This window comes from Kribbella sp. NPDC026596, assembly GCF_040638415.1.
In the GTDB taxonomy this organism is placed as follows: domain Bacteria; phylum Actinomycetota; class Actinomycetes; order Propionibacteriales; family Kribbellaceae; genus Kribbella.
Genome location: NZ_JBEZYF010000001.1, coordinates 263,169 through 277,939 on the forward strand (window position 1 = coordinate 263,169; position 14,771 = coordinate 277,939).

Here is a 14,771-nt window from a genome sequence, read left to right on the forward strand (position 1 = left end):
GAGCTCAACCGCGCCTGGGGGAGATCCGGGCGACATGCACCGTGACGCCGAGCTCGGCCAGTTCGGCGAGCTGGTCCGGATCCGCCGACGCATCGGTGACCAGGATGTCGATGGCCGATGCGTCGGCGACCTTGGCCACGGTCGCCTGACCGATCTTGGAGCCGTCGGCAACCACCATCAGCCGGTGCGCGTGGGACACCATGGCGTGATTGGTGCGGGCTTCGGTGTGGTCGTGGGTGGTGACACCGTTGGCCGCACTGATACCGTCGGCGCCGAGGATGGCCAGGTTGACGCTGATCCCGTTGAAGGCGCTCTCGGCCAGGCTGCCGACCAGCTCGAACGAGCTCGCCCGGATCACCCCGCCGGTCATGATCACCTGCAGGTTCGGCCGGGCCGCCACCGCCGCCGCGGTGGTGAGCGCATTCGTCACGATGGTCAGCCGCCGGCGCTGACCGAGTTCCCGGGCAACCTCGGCGGCCGTCGATCCACCGCCGATCGCCACCGCCAGCGGTCTGTCGGCCGGTAGCAGGGCAGCGGCCGTGACGGCGATCGCGTGTTTGGCCAGCGGGGACTTCGTGTCCCGGAGGCGGACCGGGAGCTCCGGCCCCGTGTTGGCTCGGGCGCCGCCGCGAGTACGGGTGACCAGGCCTTGATCCTCCAGGTGGGTCATGTCCCGGCGGAGCGTCGCCGGAGACACCCGGAGCTCGCAGCACAGCACGCCGACCGACATCGCGCCGCGCGCGGTCAGCAGGTCGAGGATCTCGACCAGTCGCTGGGTGCGGCGCGGGGATGGAGCTGACGGCTGCCAGGAGCGCACCGTCGGGAGGGCTGTCGTGCTCATGACGATCACCTCGTTCCGACCTGCGCGGCGAGTGGATCGCCTCAGTCTAGGCACCGCGGTCGTGCCGTCGAGGTTCCGCGCAACCAACCTGAGCGTTAGGGATCGGACGGCGTTGTCGTTGGGCGACTCGACTCGCGGATGACCAGCTCGTGGGGGACGGTGTACACGCGGCCCGGGTCCCGGTTGCTCGCGCTGACGGCTACGGCTTGAGTAGCGGGAGTGCTGGGAAGGAGTGGTCCTGCCACAGGAGTCGGGAGGCTTCCTCTGGGTAGGCGGTGACGGTCGATGGCGTGTCGAAGAGTTGGGTGCGGCGGTGGTCGGCGTCGTACGGCGGCCAGCCCGGGTCGCCGTGAGTGGCGAACGCCGTCCACGCCGTGCGCATCTGCGCGGACAGCTCTTCGGCCGCCGGGGACGGCGGGTCGCCGATCAGCACGGCGGGCTGTCCGCTGGTCAGGTTGCCGAAGACGAGCGGCACGTCCAGGCCGTGGCAGGCGCCCAGGCCGCCGCCCAACCCGGGGGCGGGCCAGGTCAGTTCGTAGAGGTAGGCCTGGCCGCCGCCGGCGATCTGGGCGTCGGCCAGGTGGAGGCTTGGCATCCGGAACAGCCAGTCTGCGTTGACGAGTTCGTACAGGTCTTCATCGGCCAGGACTGGGAATACCTCGCGGTACCGGCGTACGCCGTCCGGATCGGGGGCGAGCATGTGCAGTGCTGTCTCGGTCTGCTCGTGCGTGACCTGGCCGAGTACGCCGTCGATCAGGCTGAACAACCGGTGCTCGTCACGGGTGTGGCCGACGACGAGTACGACGTCCCGGGCGGCGCCGTCGGCCAGCGCCTGCCAAGGGGTTGCCGGCAGGACGTCACCGTCGACAACCGGGGCGTACGGGATCGGCCGGTGGGTGATCTGCCCCCAGCGCTCCCGCCATTGGATGATCTTGGCGGAGACCGCGTCGCCCGCGGCGGGTAGCCGGGCCGGGGCCACCGTTGACAGGCCGGACACGGTGGGAGGTACTCCCAGTTCGGCGGCGCAGGCGGCGGCGATGTCGGCGGCCAGTTCGGCGGAGAAGTACGTCCCCGGCACGCTCTGTGCGATCGCTCGGCGGAAGAGCCCGGCGGCGCGCGGCATGGCGAGCAGCGCGGCGACCGATCCGCCGCCGGCCGACTCCCCGAAGATCGTGACCCGGTCGGGCTCGCCGCCGAACATGCGGATGTTGTCCTGCACCCAGTGCAAGGCCGCGACCTGGTCGAGCAGTCCCCGGTTGGCGGGGGCTCCGTCGAGCTGCCCGAAGCCCTCGATACCTAGGCGGTAGTTGAGGGTCAGGACCACGGCTCCGTTCCTGGCCAGGTGTCCGCCGTCGTATTCCGGGAGGCTGGAGTTGCCGATGGCGTAACCGCCACCGGGGATCCACACCATCACCGGGAGCCCGGCCGCCGGATCGGGGTCCGGTGTCCAGACGTTGAGCGTCAACCAGTCGTCGCCGGGGGTGTCTTCGGACACGCCGAGCAGACCGGACTGCGGGGGTGGCGGGCCGTACGCGAGCGCCGGGCGTACGCCGTCCCAGCCGCGCACCGGCTCCGGTGCGGCGAAACGGAGGGCGCCGACCGGCGCCTCGGCGTACGGGATGCCGCGGAAGACTGCCAAGCCTGCCTCGCGGCTACCGCGGAGGACGCCGGGGGCCGTACGGACTTCCGGCTCGGAGTGCTTGCTGGATGCGGTGTCGGCCACGTCGCGGTTCCTCTCCCTACCCGGCCGAGCATCGCAACGCACGCGATCTGCAGGCAAGCCATTTAGCGTTGCAGTCAGTTGAGTGGGGCTGGGGATTCGGCGTGCGGGATGAGGAGGTGTGGGGTGCCTGTGCCGTTGGCTGGAACTGTCCAGACGTCGGAGTCGGTGGGGTTCGAGGGGATGGCGTAGGCGATGGTGTTTGGGTCCAGCCAGGCGGGCTGGTCGTCTACGCTGCGGGTTTCGGCTAGCGGGGTGCGCGTGCCGGACGCCAGGTCGAGGACGGACAGGTGCCAGCCCTTGGTGGGGTCCCCGTTGATCGCGGATTTGAAGGCGATGCGTTTGCCGTCGGGGGACAGCGATGGGCATTCCACGTTCTGCGCGATCGTGCGGACGGTCTTGGCGGCGATGTCGCCTTGCACGAGGTAGCGGTGTCCGGCGGTGGACATCGTGGCGTAGAAGTGGTTGTCGTCGGCGGCGAAGGTGATGCCCCAGAAGTTGAGGTCGGCGGCGGTGTAGGGATGGCCGTCCAGCGTGACCGACAGGAACTCGAGCGAGTCGAGCGTCTCCTCGTTCTCGAGGTCGATCAGTCCGGCGCGGGTGGAGAACCGTCCGTGGTTGTAGGAGTCGCCGGCGACGAAGACTGTCCATGCCACCATGCGGCCGTCCGCGGAGACGCGCGTACGGTTGGGGACGCCGACGAGCGGAATCGCCTTCTCCACGGTGAGATTCTGGTCGAGGATTGCGACTTGGAAGGTGCTGAGCGCGCCGTCCTGGCGCAGACACGCGCCGGTGCCTCCGGCGGCGTACACCCGCAGACAGGTCAGCGCGGACACCGAGCGTGGCCCGTCCGGCCGGTCGTTGGCCACCATCGCCAGGTGACCCTTGCTGTCCGCCGCAGTACTGCGGAACAGGATCCGCGGCCCGGTCGCGAGGCTCAGCCCCCTGGCCGCGGCGGCCGTCGGCGTGTGTTCTCGCGTCACCGTGAACGCGCCGTACCCGACCGCGACCGCGCTCAGCAACAGCGCCCCGAGGACGGCGACCAGCACGCGGCGCGTCATGCCGGCTGCTCCGCGGAAGTGGCTGGTATACCACGGAGAAGCAGACCCACTACGAGCACTGCCACCGCGACCAAAGCCGCGGCGATCCGGGTCGCGCTCGCCGGTCCCCACACGGTCCAGGCCAGTCCGAACAGCACCGAGGAAACCAGGTACGCCAACGCTTGACCCGTTTGAATCAACGCGATTCCCGTCGTACGTAAGGCTGTGGGGAGCACCGGTCCGGCCAGGGCGATCAGCACACCGTCGGTGGATGCGTAGAAGACGCCGTACAGCGCGAGCACCACCACGAGCAGCGGCCAGCCGCCGAACGGTTCGAACAGCAGGAGGTATACCAAAAGGAGTGCGGTGTAGCCGCCGAGTACGACCTTCAGCCGGCCGATCTTGTCGGCCAGCACACCCAGCGGCGTGGCCAGCAGCAGGTAGGACAGATTGGTGCCAACGGCAAGCAATGGGAACCAGCCGATGCTCAGCTCCTCCCGCCGCTGCAGCAGCAGGTAGACGAAGCCATCGCCGATGGTCACCATCCCAGCCAGGCCGGCGGCCAGCACCAGTCGCCGTACAGGCGCCATCCGCAGCAAGCCACGAAGAGCGGACGGCGCCACCGTGCCCTTGGCGGGCTGTTCGTCGCGGTGGTCTCGCACGAACAGGACGAGCACCAGAACTCCGAAGGCGGCGATGCAGAAGCTGGCGACGAAGACCGCGTCGTACGCCTGCCCGGTCGCAGCCAGGATGCCGAGGGCGACCAGCGGCCCGGTGAAGGCCCCTATGGTGTCCATCATCCGGTGGACGCCGAACGCGCGGCCGTACAGCTGCGGTGGAGTGGACAAGGTGATCAGTGCGTCGCGGGGCGCCGTACGCAGACCCTTGCCGGTACGGTCGATCGCGATCACCGCGCCGAGCGCGCCGACAGCGTTGCCTGCGGCAAGCAATCCCAGTTTGGCCACCGCCGACAGCCCGTAGCCGAGCCCGGCGATGAACTTGCGGCGGCTGGCCCGGTCGGCGATGTACCCACCGACCAGCCGTAGCAGAGCGGTCGCGCCGGTGTACGTGCCGTCGATCACGCCGTACAGGGCTGGGCTCAGGTGCAGGCCGAGCACGAGGTATACCGGCAGCACCGCGGTGACCATCTCTGACGAGATGTCAGTGATCAGGCTGACCGTGCCGAGGGCGAAGACGTTGCCGCTCACCAGCAGCATCGCGCGCCCGCGGAGCGGTTTGCCCGCGTGCGGCTGGTCGATCGTAGACAGGTACATGGGGCCACCTCCGGGCGTGAGTCCGCTCGCGGACGTACGGCGTACGCCCGCGAGCGGGACGGGGTCAGTTCCAGACGTTGGTGATCTCTGAAGCCGAGTTGAGGTGGGAGAGCCCGTACGCGCTCTCGATGGTGCTCAGCACGTTGTAGTGGTTGATCTGGTTGGAGAACGAGCCGACCTGGGTGTGGGCGCCGACGAACGCGGTGAAGATGTGGTTCGACGAACCGCCGTTGTCCTCGTCGAACGTGACGATCAGCAGGCTGTTGTGCGTCTTGGCCCACTGCGCGTACGCGTTCAGGTTGTTCTTCAGCCAGGTGTCACCCGTGCCGACCGAGCAGTCGTGCATGTCGTTGCACATGTTCGGGGTGACGAACGAGACGGTCGGGAGGCTGGCGTAGTTCGCCGAGCTCGGGAAGTCGCTGAACTGGAGGTTGCTGGCCGCGGGCACGCTGGAGAAGTTGACCCAGCCGTTGTGCTTGCGCTTGTACTGGCCGCTCGAGCAGCCGGTGTAGCCGTCGGAGGGCATGCTCTCGGAGTAGCCCTTGAAGGTCTTGCCCGCGGTGATCAACTGCTTGCCGAGGTTGTTGCCGCTGTAGGTGTGCGGGCAGCTGTCGTCGGTGACGCCTTGGGTCGCCCCGGAGAAGATCGCCAGGTAGTTGGGTTCGCTCGGGTGGGTGACGCCGTACGCCTGGGTGAACTTCGCACCCTGGGCGGCCAAGGTGTTGAAGGTGGGGGCACTCGAACTGCCGTTGATCTGCGAGTACGCGTGGTTCTCGAACATCACCAGCACGATGTGATCGAACACCGGCACGCTCGCCGCCGCCTGCGCGGTCGTCGAGGTGGCGGTACTGATAGCCGTCGCCGAACCGATGAGAGCCGCCGCCACCACGACCGCGGCCGCAATGCGCTTACGTATCACGAATCCTCCTCACAGGATGGGCCGACCCCGACCACCGCCAGGGCCGCCGCACATCCTCTGCCCCCGCCCACCCCCCAGACCCGAACCCCGCAAGCCCCCCAGATGTGCATAAGATGAACACCAAAATCACCCAAACAACCCATCCCGCCACACACCGTGACACCCGCCGAGGACGGCGAGCCGGTTGCACGGGAGGTTCGATCTTCAGCCTTCGGCTGAGCCTTCTGACTGCTGCTGGGCCCAGGCGACCGTCGCTGGGTGTCCGAAGAAGCCGGGTAGTCCGCCGGAGTGAAGAAAGATGGTCCGATGGCCCGGGCTCAGCGTCCCCGTGCCTGCCGCCGCGATCAGTCCGGCCATCGCACGCCCGGTGTAGATCGGGTCGAGAATGATGCCGGCGGTGCGGGCGGTCAAGGCGAGCGCGGACTTCACCGGTTCCGTCAGCGTGCTGTAGCCCGCTCCGACCTGGTTTCTGTCCAGCCGCAAGGAGTCAGGGCTGACGGGCTCGTCGGAGAGACCGGAGACGAGGGTCGCGATGGTCGTTGCCGGATCCGCGATGGCACCGCAGTCGACACCGAGCACGCGAGAAGGCCCGAGGGTCGCGACCAGGCCTGCCATCGTGCCGCCCGAACCAACTGCGCAGACGACGGTCCCCAGATCCGGCGCCTGCTCCAGCAGCTCCTTCGCGCACTCGACATAGCCTCGGGCGCCGGTCACGCTCGAGCCACCGAACGGGATGACGACCGGAACAGCGCCCCGGCGTCGCAGGTCGGCGGCGACCTCTTCAGCGGCAATGGCCAGCTCTTGGTCCCCGGCGGCCCCTGCCCAGACGATCGTCGCACCGAACAGACCATCCAGCGCGAGGTTGCCTGAGGTCGAGGATCCAGGCGTGCCTGCCAGCACCAGCACGACGTCGAGACCGAGCCGTGCCCCTGCGGCGGCGGTCAGCCGGGCGTGATTGCTCTGAGCGGCGCCGGTGGTGATCAACGTGGTGGCGCCCTCGGACTGCGCGGCACCGCAGGTCCACTCGAGCTTGCGCAGTTTGTTGCCGCCACCCCCGATGCCCATCAGGTCATCACGCTTGATCCACAGATCCTCCGGCTGGAGACCAAGCGCCTCCGCCAGCCGCGGAACCGGCTCCAGCGGCGTGGGCCAGGTTCCCAGCGGCACACGCGGACTCGAGCGCACATCATCTGTCACTGATACTCCCTCACCGCGCCGGCAATGGCCGGTTTCATGATGCCCCGCCCGAACATCGATCCCGTTCCCCGTCCAGCAACAATCCATCAACGTCACGCCGTCACGGATGATGGGCGCGGCATTGTTCGGTTACACCAAGCTGTACGGGCAAGTGCCTGGTGGGCAAGCGGAGTACCTGCGCGTCCAAGCAACGAAGACGGGGGTTACTGGTCTTCGGCGAAGATGGTCTTGGCGACCTGTATGGCGGACATTGCCTTCGGCCAGCCGGCGTAGAACGCGAGGTGGATGATCGCCTCTTTGAGTTCGGTTTCGGTGAGGCCGTTCTGTCGCGCGAGGCGTAGGTGGTTGGGGAGTTGTTCGAAGCTGCTCGAGGTGATCAGGCTCGCGACGGTGATGAGGCTGCGGTCACGCGCGGGTAGTTCGGTGCGCTTCCAGACATCGCCGAACAGGACGTCGTCGGTGAGCTGGACGAGTTTGGGGGCGAAGTCGCCGATGGCTCGTTGGGCTGGGGTTGGTTCGGGCATGGTGGTTCCTCGGTCAGGCGTCGAAGTCGGTGCTGCGGCTCAGGGTTTCCCATGCGTCGACCTCGGCGCGGAGGGCGTCGAGGGCGGCGCGGAATCCGTCGGAGGTGTCGTTGCCGAGCAGCAGCATGTACGGCGGGGAGTCGGATTCGACGGCCTGGATCAGTGCGGTGGCGGCCTTGGCCGGGTCGCCCGGCTGCTTCCCGTGCCCGGTGTCGTGCTCCTTGCGGCGCTTGCCCGCGGTGTCGGCGTAGTCGGCGATCGGTACGGCGGACTGCGTCAGCGACCGGCCCGCGAAGTCGGTGCGGAACCCGCCCGGCTCGACGACCATGGCCGTGACGCCGAGCGGCGCAACCTCCTTGCGCAGCGACAAGGTGAGCGCCTCGATCGCGGCCTTGACGGCCGAGTAGTAGCCAGAGCCCTCGGGGCAGATGCGTGCACCGATGGAGGAGAGGTTCACGATCGTTCCGGAGCGACGGGCGCGCATGCCGGGCAGGACGGCCTTGATGGTCCGCACACTGCCGAACACGTGGGTGTCGAACAGTTGGTGAACGGCGGAGTCCTCGCCTTCCTCGATGGCCGCTCGGTATCCGTAGCCGGCGTTGTTGACCAGGACGTCGACAGCGCCGAACCGGTCCTCGGCCGCGCGGACCGCCGCGGTGACGTGGTCGTCGTTGGTGACGTCGAGCGGAAGGGCCAACGCGGTGCCGGGGTACTTGTCGGCGATGTCCTGCACCTTCGAGACATCGCGGCCGGTGACGACCGCCTTGTGTCCGTGAGCGAGGACGGCCTCGGCGAGAGCGCGGCCGAGGCCGGTGGAGCAACCGGTGATCAACCAGGTGGTCATGACGTTCCTTCCAGGGTGCAGCTCGGGCGTGGGTGCGAGGGCCGTGACATGGGCAGTTCAGTCGGTTCGCCGGCCGCCGAGACGGGAGACCATGGCGGGGTCGCGGTGGTCGAAGAAGAGGCTGGCGCCGGTGTCGAGGGAGGCGATCTGCTTCATCTGGTCGTCGGTGAGGGCGAAGTCGAAGATGTCCAGGTTCTGGGCCATCCGGTCGGGGCGCACGGATTTGGGGATGACGACGACGTCGCGCTGGATGAGCCAGCGGAGCACGACCTGAGCGACCGATGTGGCGTGTGCCTCGGCGATGGCGCTGAGGACGGGGTCGGTGAACAGGTCGTTGCGGCCTTCGGCGAAAGGCCCCCAGGATTCGATCTGAACGCCGCGTTCGCGCATCAGTTCATGGTCGGCGACGCGCTGGTGGAAGGGATGAGTCTCGATCTGGTTCACCGCGGGCGGGATCTCGTTGTGGTCGATGAGGTCGACGAGCCGGTCGGAGTGGAAGTTCGACACGCCGATGGCCCGGATCCGGCCTTCGGTGTGGAGCTGCTGCATCGCGCGCCACTCGCTGTAGTAGTCGCCGAGTGGTTGGTGGATCAGATACAGGTCGAGGTGGTCGAGGCCGAGGCGCCGTAGTGAGGTGTCGAAGGCGCGTTTGGTGTCGTCCTCGACGCTGCCGGTCGGGGCGTGCTGGATCCACAGCTTGGTGGTGACGAACAGGTCGTCGCGGGGCAGGCCGCTGGCGGCGATCGCGGCGCCGACGGCTTCCTCGTTGCCGTACGACGCGGCGGTGTCGAGGTGGCGGTAGCCGGCCTCGAGCGCGGCTTCGACGGCGGCCTGGGTCTCCTCCAGCGGGATCTGGAAGACGCCGAAACCGATGATGGGCATCGTGACGCCGTTGTTCAACCTGACCGTCTTCATGAGTTGTCCACCTTTCAAGCCTGGGAGGTCATGAGCCCAGCGAACACTCATTCGTGTCACAGGTGGGAGTTTCCGGTGTAACAGGTACCAGCAGACCCTCCCACCGCGAACGCACCGGCTCGTACCGTGAAGGCTGTGAGCATCAAGGACGACGTACGGGAGTTCCTGACCAGCCGGCGCGCGAAAGTGACGCCTGAGCAGGCCGGCCTCCCGACGTTCGGCGACAAGCGCCGCGTCACCGGGCTCCGTCGTGAGGAGGTCGCCCTGCTCGCGGGCGTCAGCGCCGACTACTACACCCGCCTCGAACGCGGCAACCTGTCCGGCGTCTCCGAACAGGTCCTCGAAGCGCTCGCACGAGCACTACGCCTCGACGACGCAGAGCGATCCCACCTGCTCGACCTCGCGCGCGCCTCGACCGGCCCGGTGCGCGGCTCACGTCGTACGGCGGTCTCCAAGGTCCGGCCCGGCGTACAGCTGATCCTGGACTCACTCACCACACCGGCCTATGTCCGCAACGCCCGCACCGACATCCTCGCTGCCAACGACCTCGCCTTTGCTCTGTACGACGGCATCCTCGCCCGCGACCACCTGCCGCTGAACCTGGCCAGATTCCTCTTCCTCGACCAGCGCGCGCCCGCATTTTTCCTCGACTGGGAGACCGTCGCCGACGACTCCGTCGCCGCGCTGCGCGCAGAGGCAGGGCGCAGCCCGCACGACCGGAGCCTCAGCGACCTCGTCGGCGAACTCGCGACCAGAAGCGACGAGTTCCGCACGCGGTGGGCACATCACAACGTCAAGTACCACCGCACCGCGGCCAAACGGCTCCATAACTCGCTTGTCGGCGACATCGACCTCACCGGCGAAGCCATGGAACTGCCCGGCGACGGCCTGGTCATCATCACCTACACCGCACAACCCGACAGCCCCGCCACCCAAGCACTGCGGTTCCTGGCCAGCTGGGCCACCCAACACGCGGACGACCTGGCCAGACACCAAAGCGAGCTCTGAGGGGCATGCTCTCCTGGACCGGTGCCCATGAAGTGAAGCCCGGCCGCGGCTGCGCGCTCCTCGTGAGCGAATGCATAGGCATCGACGCTGTACCAGAAAAATCCATGCTTTCGCGCGAGTAGACGGCTCACCGTGGTCTTGCCCGCCGCCGCCGGACCACCCACCCAGAGGATCACAGGGCGCCGAGCAATTCGTCTGAGATCGCTTGTGCCTCGCTGAGCAGCAGCGGGACCGCCGCCTTGCCGAGTTCCTGCGTCATCCGGAATGCCGGCCCGGAGACCGAGATCGCCATCGAGACCGGGACATCGGGGATCCGGACGGCGTAGCAGACGACACCGATCTCCTGTTCGCCGTTGTCCCTCGCGTAGCCCGTGCGGCGGATGCGGTTCAGTTCGGTGCGGAGCTTGGCCGGGTCGGTGATGCTGTGCTTGGTCGCGGCCGGCATGCCGGTCCTGCTGATGATGCGGGCTACCTGGTCGTCGGGCAGTCCGGCGAGGATCGCCTTGCCGACCCCCGTCGAATGGGTGTGCGCGCGGTGCCCGACCTCGGTGAACATCCGCATCGCGTGCGGGGAGGGGGACTGGGCGGTGTAGACGACCATGTCGCCTTCCAGCACAGCCAGGTTCGCCGATTCGCCGATCTCGCGGGCGAGCGTGTCCAGGTGCGGCTTCACGATCGGGCCGAACTGCGCGTCGACCCGGTCCGCCAGCATCGCCAGCCTGAGCCCGAGCCCGTAATGGCGGTTCGGCAGCTGGCGTACGTACCCGAGTGAGACCAGCGTCTTCAGGAACCGGTGCGTCGTCGGGGCCGGCACCTCGATCGCGGCCGAGAGGTCGGTCAGCGACGAATCGCCGCTGTCGGCGAGTAGCTCGAGAAGGTGGAACGCCCGTTCGACTGACTGGACACTCCCCGACGTTCTGTTCTCCACCGTCCTGCTCTCTGTCGTTGCCACCACGGACCCCAAGCATAAGTGGTCCTCCCAAGGCGAATTGGCCCTGGACCGCGGCCGGGGTGACTGCTAGAGCTTCCGGATACTGGAATCGATCTTCCGCATAGTGTTGACACCCCTGGTTCGGTAGGCGAACACTTGGGACACACCCAAGATCAACAGCCCGCAGCTATCGGTCGCCGTGGTTGTACATCGGTGTAGAGAGCTGTCGTTGCGCAGACTTCTGGGGGGCCTGTGCCGGGCGCACCGCCTGTCAAGGGAGACCATCACCATGACCTCCGGCTCGTTGCTCACCCGCCGCCGATTGCTCCAAGGGGGCCTTGGCCTGGCTGCCGCCGGCGTCGCCGGCACCTCGCTGGCCGCGTGCGGCTCGTCGTCATCCGGGACGCCGTCGGACTGGACCGAGGTGACCTTCAGTTCCGTCGGCGATCCCACGACCCAGAAGATGTTCAAGGACATGATCGCGGCTGCTCAGCAGGAGAGCCTCGACGAGCACAAGATCAAGATCGTCTGGAAGCCCGCCCCCGGAGACGACTGGGCGAGCGTCATGCTGCAGTTCGCCTCCGGTACGGCGGCCGATCTACAGCGCATCGACGACGACCGGGTGTACGACCTGGCGACGAACGGCAAGATCCTGCAGCTGGACAAGATGATGCAGGACGCCGGCACCGGGTTCGACCTGACCAGGTACAGCCCGACGTTCACGACCAAGGTCGCTGTCGAGGGGTACCAGTTCTCCATCACGCCCGGCATGAGCGCCAACGCGCTGTATTACAACAAGAAGTTGTTCGCCGATGCCGGACTCACGGCACCCACGTCGTGGGCCGAGCCGTGGAGCTGGGACGAGTTCGACGCGGCGGTCAAGCAGTTGACGAAGAAGAACGGCAGCCGGACCGATACCTACGGTCTGCAGTACGCCGTCAACACGGTCCAGGCCACGGCGTACGGTGCTGGTGACACCGCGCTCTACAACAACCAGACCGAATGCGGTTACGGCAAGCCGGAGACCGCGGACGCGATCGACAAGCAGGTCTCCTACATCCGCGACGGGTACGCCCCCACCGTCGACGTGGAGTACCTGCCGTTGTTCAACGCGGGAAAGCTCGCGATGACGTGGCAGGCCATGGACATCAGCGCGCAGATCAGCAAGAGCGTCGACTGGGACGTGATGCCCTGGCCCAAGACACCGCTCTACGCGATGACCAAGAACTACGCCCGTACCTGGGTCATCCCGAAGACCGCGAAGGATCCGCAGGCCGCCTTCCTGGCGATGAAGTCGCTGTGCGGCAAGGCGGCCTCGGAGGTCATGGCCAAGGCGCAGTTCGCCGTACCGGCACTGACCGAGGTCGCCAAGAGCGCCGCGTTCACCGACCATGAGCGACCGAAGACCGCGAACGTCTGGGCCGAAGCGCTGGGCACCGCCGCGGGCCACCCGGTCGACGTGCCGTTCCCGCGGGGGCCGATCGGGACGGCGCTCGCCGACTCCTTCGTCGAAGGCACCAATGCCAACAATCTGATGAGCGGCAAGCTCGCGACGGCCGACTACATCAGTCGTGGACGGGCCGCGGTCAACGCCGAGATCAAGAAACGCGGCTGGAACGGGAACAAGGGCAAGGAGTTGCTCGAGAAGGGAGGAGCGCTCACCGATCCCGACCTGAAGGTCGCGGCGAAGTGACGGCCGCACAGACCATCCAGGCTCCGGACAGCGGGGCGGCCCACCGGCAGGTACGGCGCCGCGGAGCGAGGCGCCGCAACCTCCGCGGCTGGATGTTCATCGGTCCGGTCGTCCTCGGGACACTGCTCTTCAACGTCATCCCGGTCCTGCCGACGCTGGTGACGAGCTTCACGGACTGGGACGGCCTGGCCGCGCCGAAGTTCACGGGCGTGGCCAACTACAAGGAGATGTTCTCGGGGCAGGATCCGCTGTTCGGCAAGAGCCTGATCAACACGGCCATCTACACGGTCGGGTACGTCCCGGTCGGGATCATCATCGGGATCGCCCTGGCCCTGCTGGTCAACAACCGGCTTCGGGGCATGGCCGTCATCCGGGCGCTGATCTTCCTGCCGTACGTGACGTCCCTGGTCGCCGTCGGCGTCGTCAGCCGGTGGGTGTTCAGCGATCAGTACGGCGTCATCAACGCGGTACTGGCGTCGTTCGGCATCACCGGACCGCACTGGCTGGGTGAACCCGGATCGGCCATGGCCGCGGTGATCGCGACAGCGATCTGGGCGAACATGGGCTTCAACATGATCATCGTCCTGGCCGGCCTGCAAGGGGTCCCGGAGACGCTGATCGAGGCGGCCACCCTCGACGGGGCCGGCCGGCTCTCACGCTTCGTCCACGTGACGCTCCCGTTCCTCACACCGACGATCTTCCTGTTGCTGATCCTGCAGACGATCGGCTCGTTCCAGGTCTTCGCGCTCATCCTGGTGATGACGGGCGGCGGACCGGGCGACGGCACGTACGTCTACATCTACCACCTCTGGTACGAGGCGTTCACGCTGCGACGGATGGGCTACGCCTCGGCCCTGGCGATCGTGCTCTTCGCTGTGCTTCTCGCGGTCACCTGGATCCAGAACCGGCTTTCGAAGAGGTGGGTGTTCTACCAATGACCCTCGAAGACACTCGTGCTCCTCAAAAACTCGCACCGCCGGAGCCGCAGGACGATCCCGGCGTCGTACGGCGACGCCGGCCGCGCCGGATCGTGGCACCGACGGCGACGTACGTCGTCTGCGTGGTCGTGGCGTTGGTTGCCATCGGCCCGTTCCTGTGGATGCTGTCGAGCTCGTTCAAGGAGCCGGGCGACGTGATCAGCCTGACACCGCGCCTGTTCCCACACCCGTTCACCGGCGAGAACTACGCCTACCTGATCAACAACGGCGTACTACCCTTCATCCGGTTCCTCGGGAACAGTGCCTACATCACGGTGCTGGTGATCATCGGCCGGTTGCTGGTCTGTGCACTGGGCGCCTACGGCTTCGCGAGACTGCAGTTCCGCGGCCGGGACGCCGCGTTCGGGCTGTTGCTCGCGTCGCTGATGATCCCGGACATGCTGATGGTGCTGCCGCTGTACTCGGCGTACGTCAAGGCCGGTCTGATCGACACCCACTTCCCGTTGATCATCCCGCCGATCGTCGCCAACACGTTCGGCACCTTCCTGCTCCGGCAGTTCTTCCTGACCATCCCCAAGGAGTACGACGAAGCCGCCCTCGTCGACGGTGCGAGCCATTTCCGGATCTTCGTGAGCATCATCCTGCCGCTGTCGAAGCCGGCCCTGGCCACCCTGGCGGTGCTGACCTTCGTCAACGTGTGGAACGACTTCTTCGGCCCGTTGGTCTACCTCAGTGATGTCAACAAGTTCACCGTCCCGGTCGGGCTGGCGTTCTTCCAGACGCAGGACAGTACCCAGTACGGCCCGCTGATGGCCGGAGCGACGCTGGCCATCATCCCGACCGTCCTGGTCTTCGTCTTCGCGCAGAAGTACTTCACCCGCGGAATCTCGATGACCGGAATCAAATGATGCCTTCTGACAATGCCTT

14 protein-coding genes are annotated in these 14,771 nt (G+C 67.3%); 4 read left to right on the top strand and 10 right to left on the bottom strand.

All coding sequences use genetic code 11. The features are described 5' to 3' along the window. Positions 1 to 4: 4 nt before the first annotated feature. From AB0E63_RS01315 to AB0E63_RS01355, 9 genes are all read right to left on the bottom strand, one after another. Positions 5 to 841, bottom strand: coding sequence for a DeoR/GlpR family DNA-binding transcription regulator (locus AB0E63_RS01315; protein ID WP_360359497.1), 837 nt, complete (start codon positions 839 to 841; stop codon positions 5 to 7). 199 nt (positions 842 to 1,040) lie between these two features. Next, on the bottom strand, positions 1,041 to 2,564 hold the full coding sequence (locus AB0E63_RS01320) for a carboxylesterase family protein (RefSeq protein WP_360359499.1): 1,524 nt from the start codon (positions 2,562 to 2,564) through the stop codon (positions 1,041 to 1,043). Between the two features lie 74 nt (positions 2,565 to 2,638). Next, positions 2,639 to 3,622: a hypothetical protein gene (locus tag AB0E63_RS01325; protein ID WP_360359501.1), complete on the bottom strand. Its 984-nt coding sequence runs from the start codon at positions 3,620 to 3,622 to the stop codon at positions 2,639 to 2,641. Continuing rightward, on the bottom strand, positions 3,619 to 4,875 hold the full coding sequence (locus AB0E63_RS01330; protein ID WP_360359504.1) for an MFS transporter: 1,257 nt from the start codon (positions 4,873 to 4,875) through the stop codon (positions 3,619 to 3,621). The genes AB0E63_RS01325 and AB0E63_RS01330 overlap by 4 nt, the downstream gene beginning before the upstream one ends. Before the next feature lie 64 nt (positions 4,876 to 4,939). Continuing rightward, the gene (locus AB0E63_RS01335; RefSeq protein WP_360359506.1) at positions 4,940 to 5,794 is read right to left on the bottom strand and encodes an alkaline phosphatase family protein; all 855 of its coding nucleotides are present in this window, start codon (positions 5,792 to 5,794) and stop codon (positions 4,940 to 4,942) included. Positions 5,795 to 5,998: 204 nt separating this feature from the next. Continuing rightward, positions 5,999 to 6,991 (bottom strand): D-cysteine desulfhydrase family protein, encoded by a 993-nt coding sequence (locus tag AB0E63_RS01340; RefSeq protein WP_360359509.1) that lies wholly within the window; start codon positions 6,989 to 6,991, stop codon positions 5,999 to 6,001. A 203-nt stretch (positions 6,992 to 7,194) separates the two neighbouring features. Next, complete coding sequence (locus AB0E63_RS01345) at positions 7,195 to 7,515, bottom strand: carboxymuconolactone decarboxylase family protein (protein WP_360359512.1); 321 nt, start codon at positions 7,513 to 7,515, stop codon at positions 7,195 to 7,197. Positions 7,516 to 7,528: 13 nt separating this feature from the next. Further along, the gene (locus AB0E63_RS01350; RefSeq protein WP_360359515.1) at positions 7,529 to 8,359 is read right to left on the bottom strand and encodes an oxidoreductase; all 831 of its coding nucleotides are present in this window, start codon (positions 8,357 to 8,359) and stop codon (positions 7,529 to 7,531) included. 57 nt (positions 8,360 to 8,416) lie between these two features. Next, positions 8,417 to 9,274: an aldo/keto reductase gene (locus tag AB0E63_RS01355; protein WP_360359518.1), complete on the bottom strand. Its 858-nt coding sequence runs from the start codon at positions 9,272 to 9,274 to the stop codon at positions 8,417 to 8,419. Between the two features lie 135 nt (positions 9,275 to 9,409). Between AB0E63_RS01355 and AB0E63_RS01360 the strand changes: the two genes are divergently transcribed. Further along, positions 9,410 to 10,282: a helix-turn-helix transcriptional regulator gene (locus AB0E63_RS01360; protein WP_360359521.1), complete on the top strand. Its 873-nt coding sequence runs from the start codon at positions 9,410 to 9,412 to the stop codon at positions 10,280 to 10,282. 172 nt (positions 10,283 to 10,454) lie between these two features. On the opposite strand, the gene AB0E63_RS01365 is transcribed toward AB0E63_RS01360, so the two are convergent. Further along, positions 10,455 to 11,237, bottom strand: a complete 783-nt coding sequence (locus AB0E63_RS01365) for an IclR family transcriptional regulator (protein WP_360359524.1) — start codon at positions 11,235 to 11,237, stop codon at positions 10,455 to 10,457. Positions 11,238 to 11,502: 265 nt separating this feature from the next. On the opposite strand from AB0E63_RS01365, the gene AB0E63_RS01370 reads away from it, so the two are divergent. The 3 genes from AB0E63_RS01370 to AB0E63_RS01380 are packed head-to-tail and all read left to right on the top strand — an operon-like array spanning position 11,503 to position 14,752. Beyond that, the gene (locus AB0E63_RS01370; protein ID WP_360359526.1) at positions 11,503 to 12,906 is read left to right on the top strand and encodes an extracellular solute-binding protein; all 1,404 of its coding nucleotides are present in this window, start codon (positions 11,503 to 11,505) and stop codon (positions 12,904 to 12,906) included. Further along, on the top strand, positions 12,903 to 13,844 hold the full coding sequence (locus AB0E63_RS01375; protein WP_360359529.1) for a sugar ABC transporter permease: 942 nt from the start codon (positions 12,903 to 12,905) through the stop codon (positions 13,842 to 13,844). The genes AB0E63_RS01370 and AB0E63_RS01375 overlap by 4 nt, the downstream gene beginning before the upstream one ends. Continuing rightward, the gene (locus AB0E63_RS01380) at positions 13,841 to 14,752 is read left to right on the top strand and encodes a carbohydrate ABC transporter permease (RefSeq protein ID WP_360359532.1); all 912 of its coding nucleotides are present in this window, start codon (positions 13,841 to 13,843) and stop codon (positions 14,750 to 14,752) included. Before AB0E63_RS01375 ends, AB0E63_RS01380 begins: the two co-directional genes overlap by 4 nt. The last annotated feature ends 19 nt before the right edge of the window (positions 14,753 to 14,771 follow it).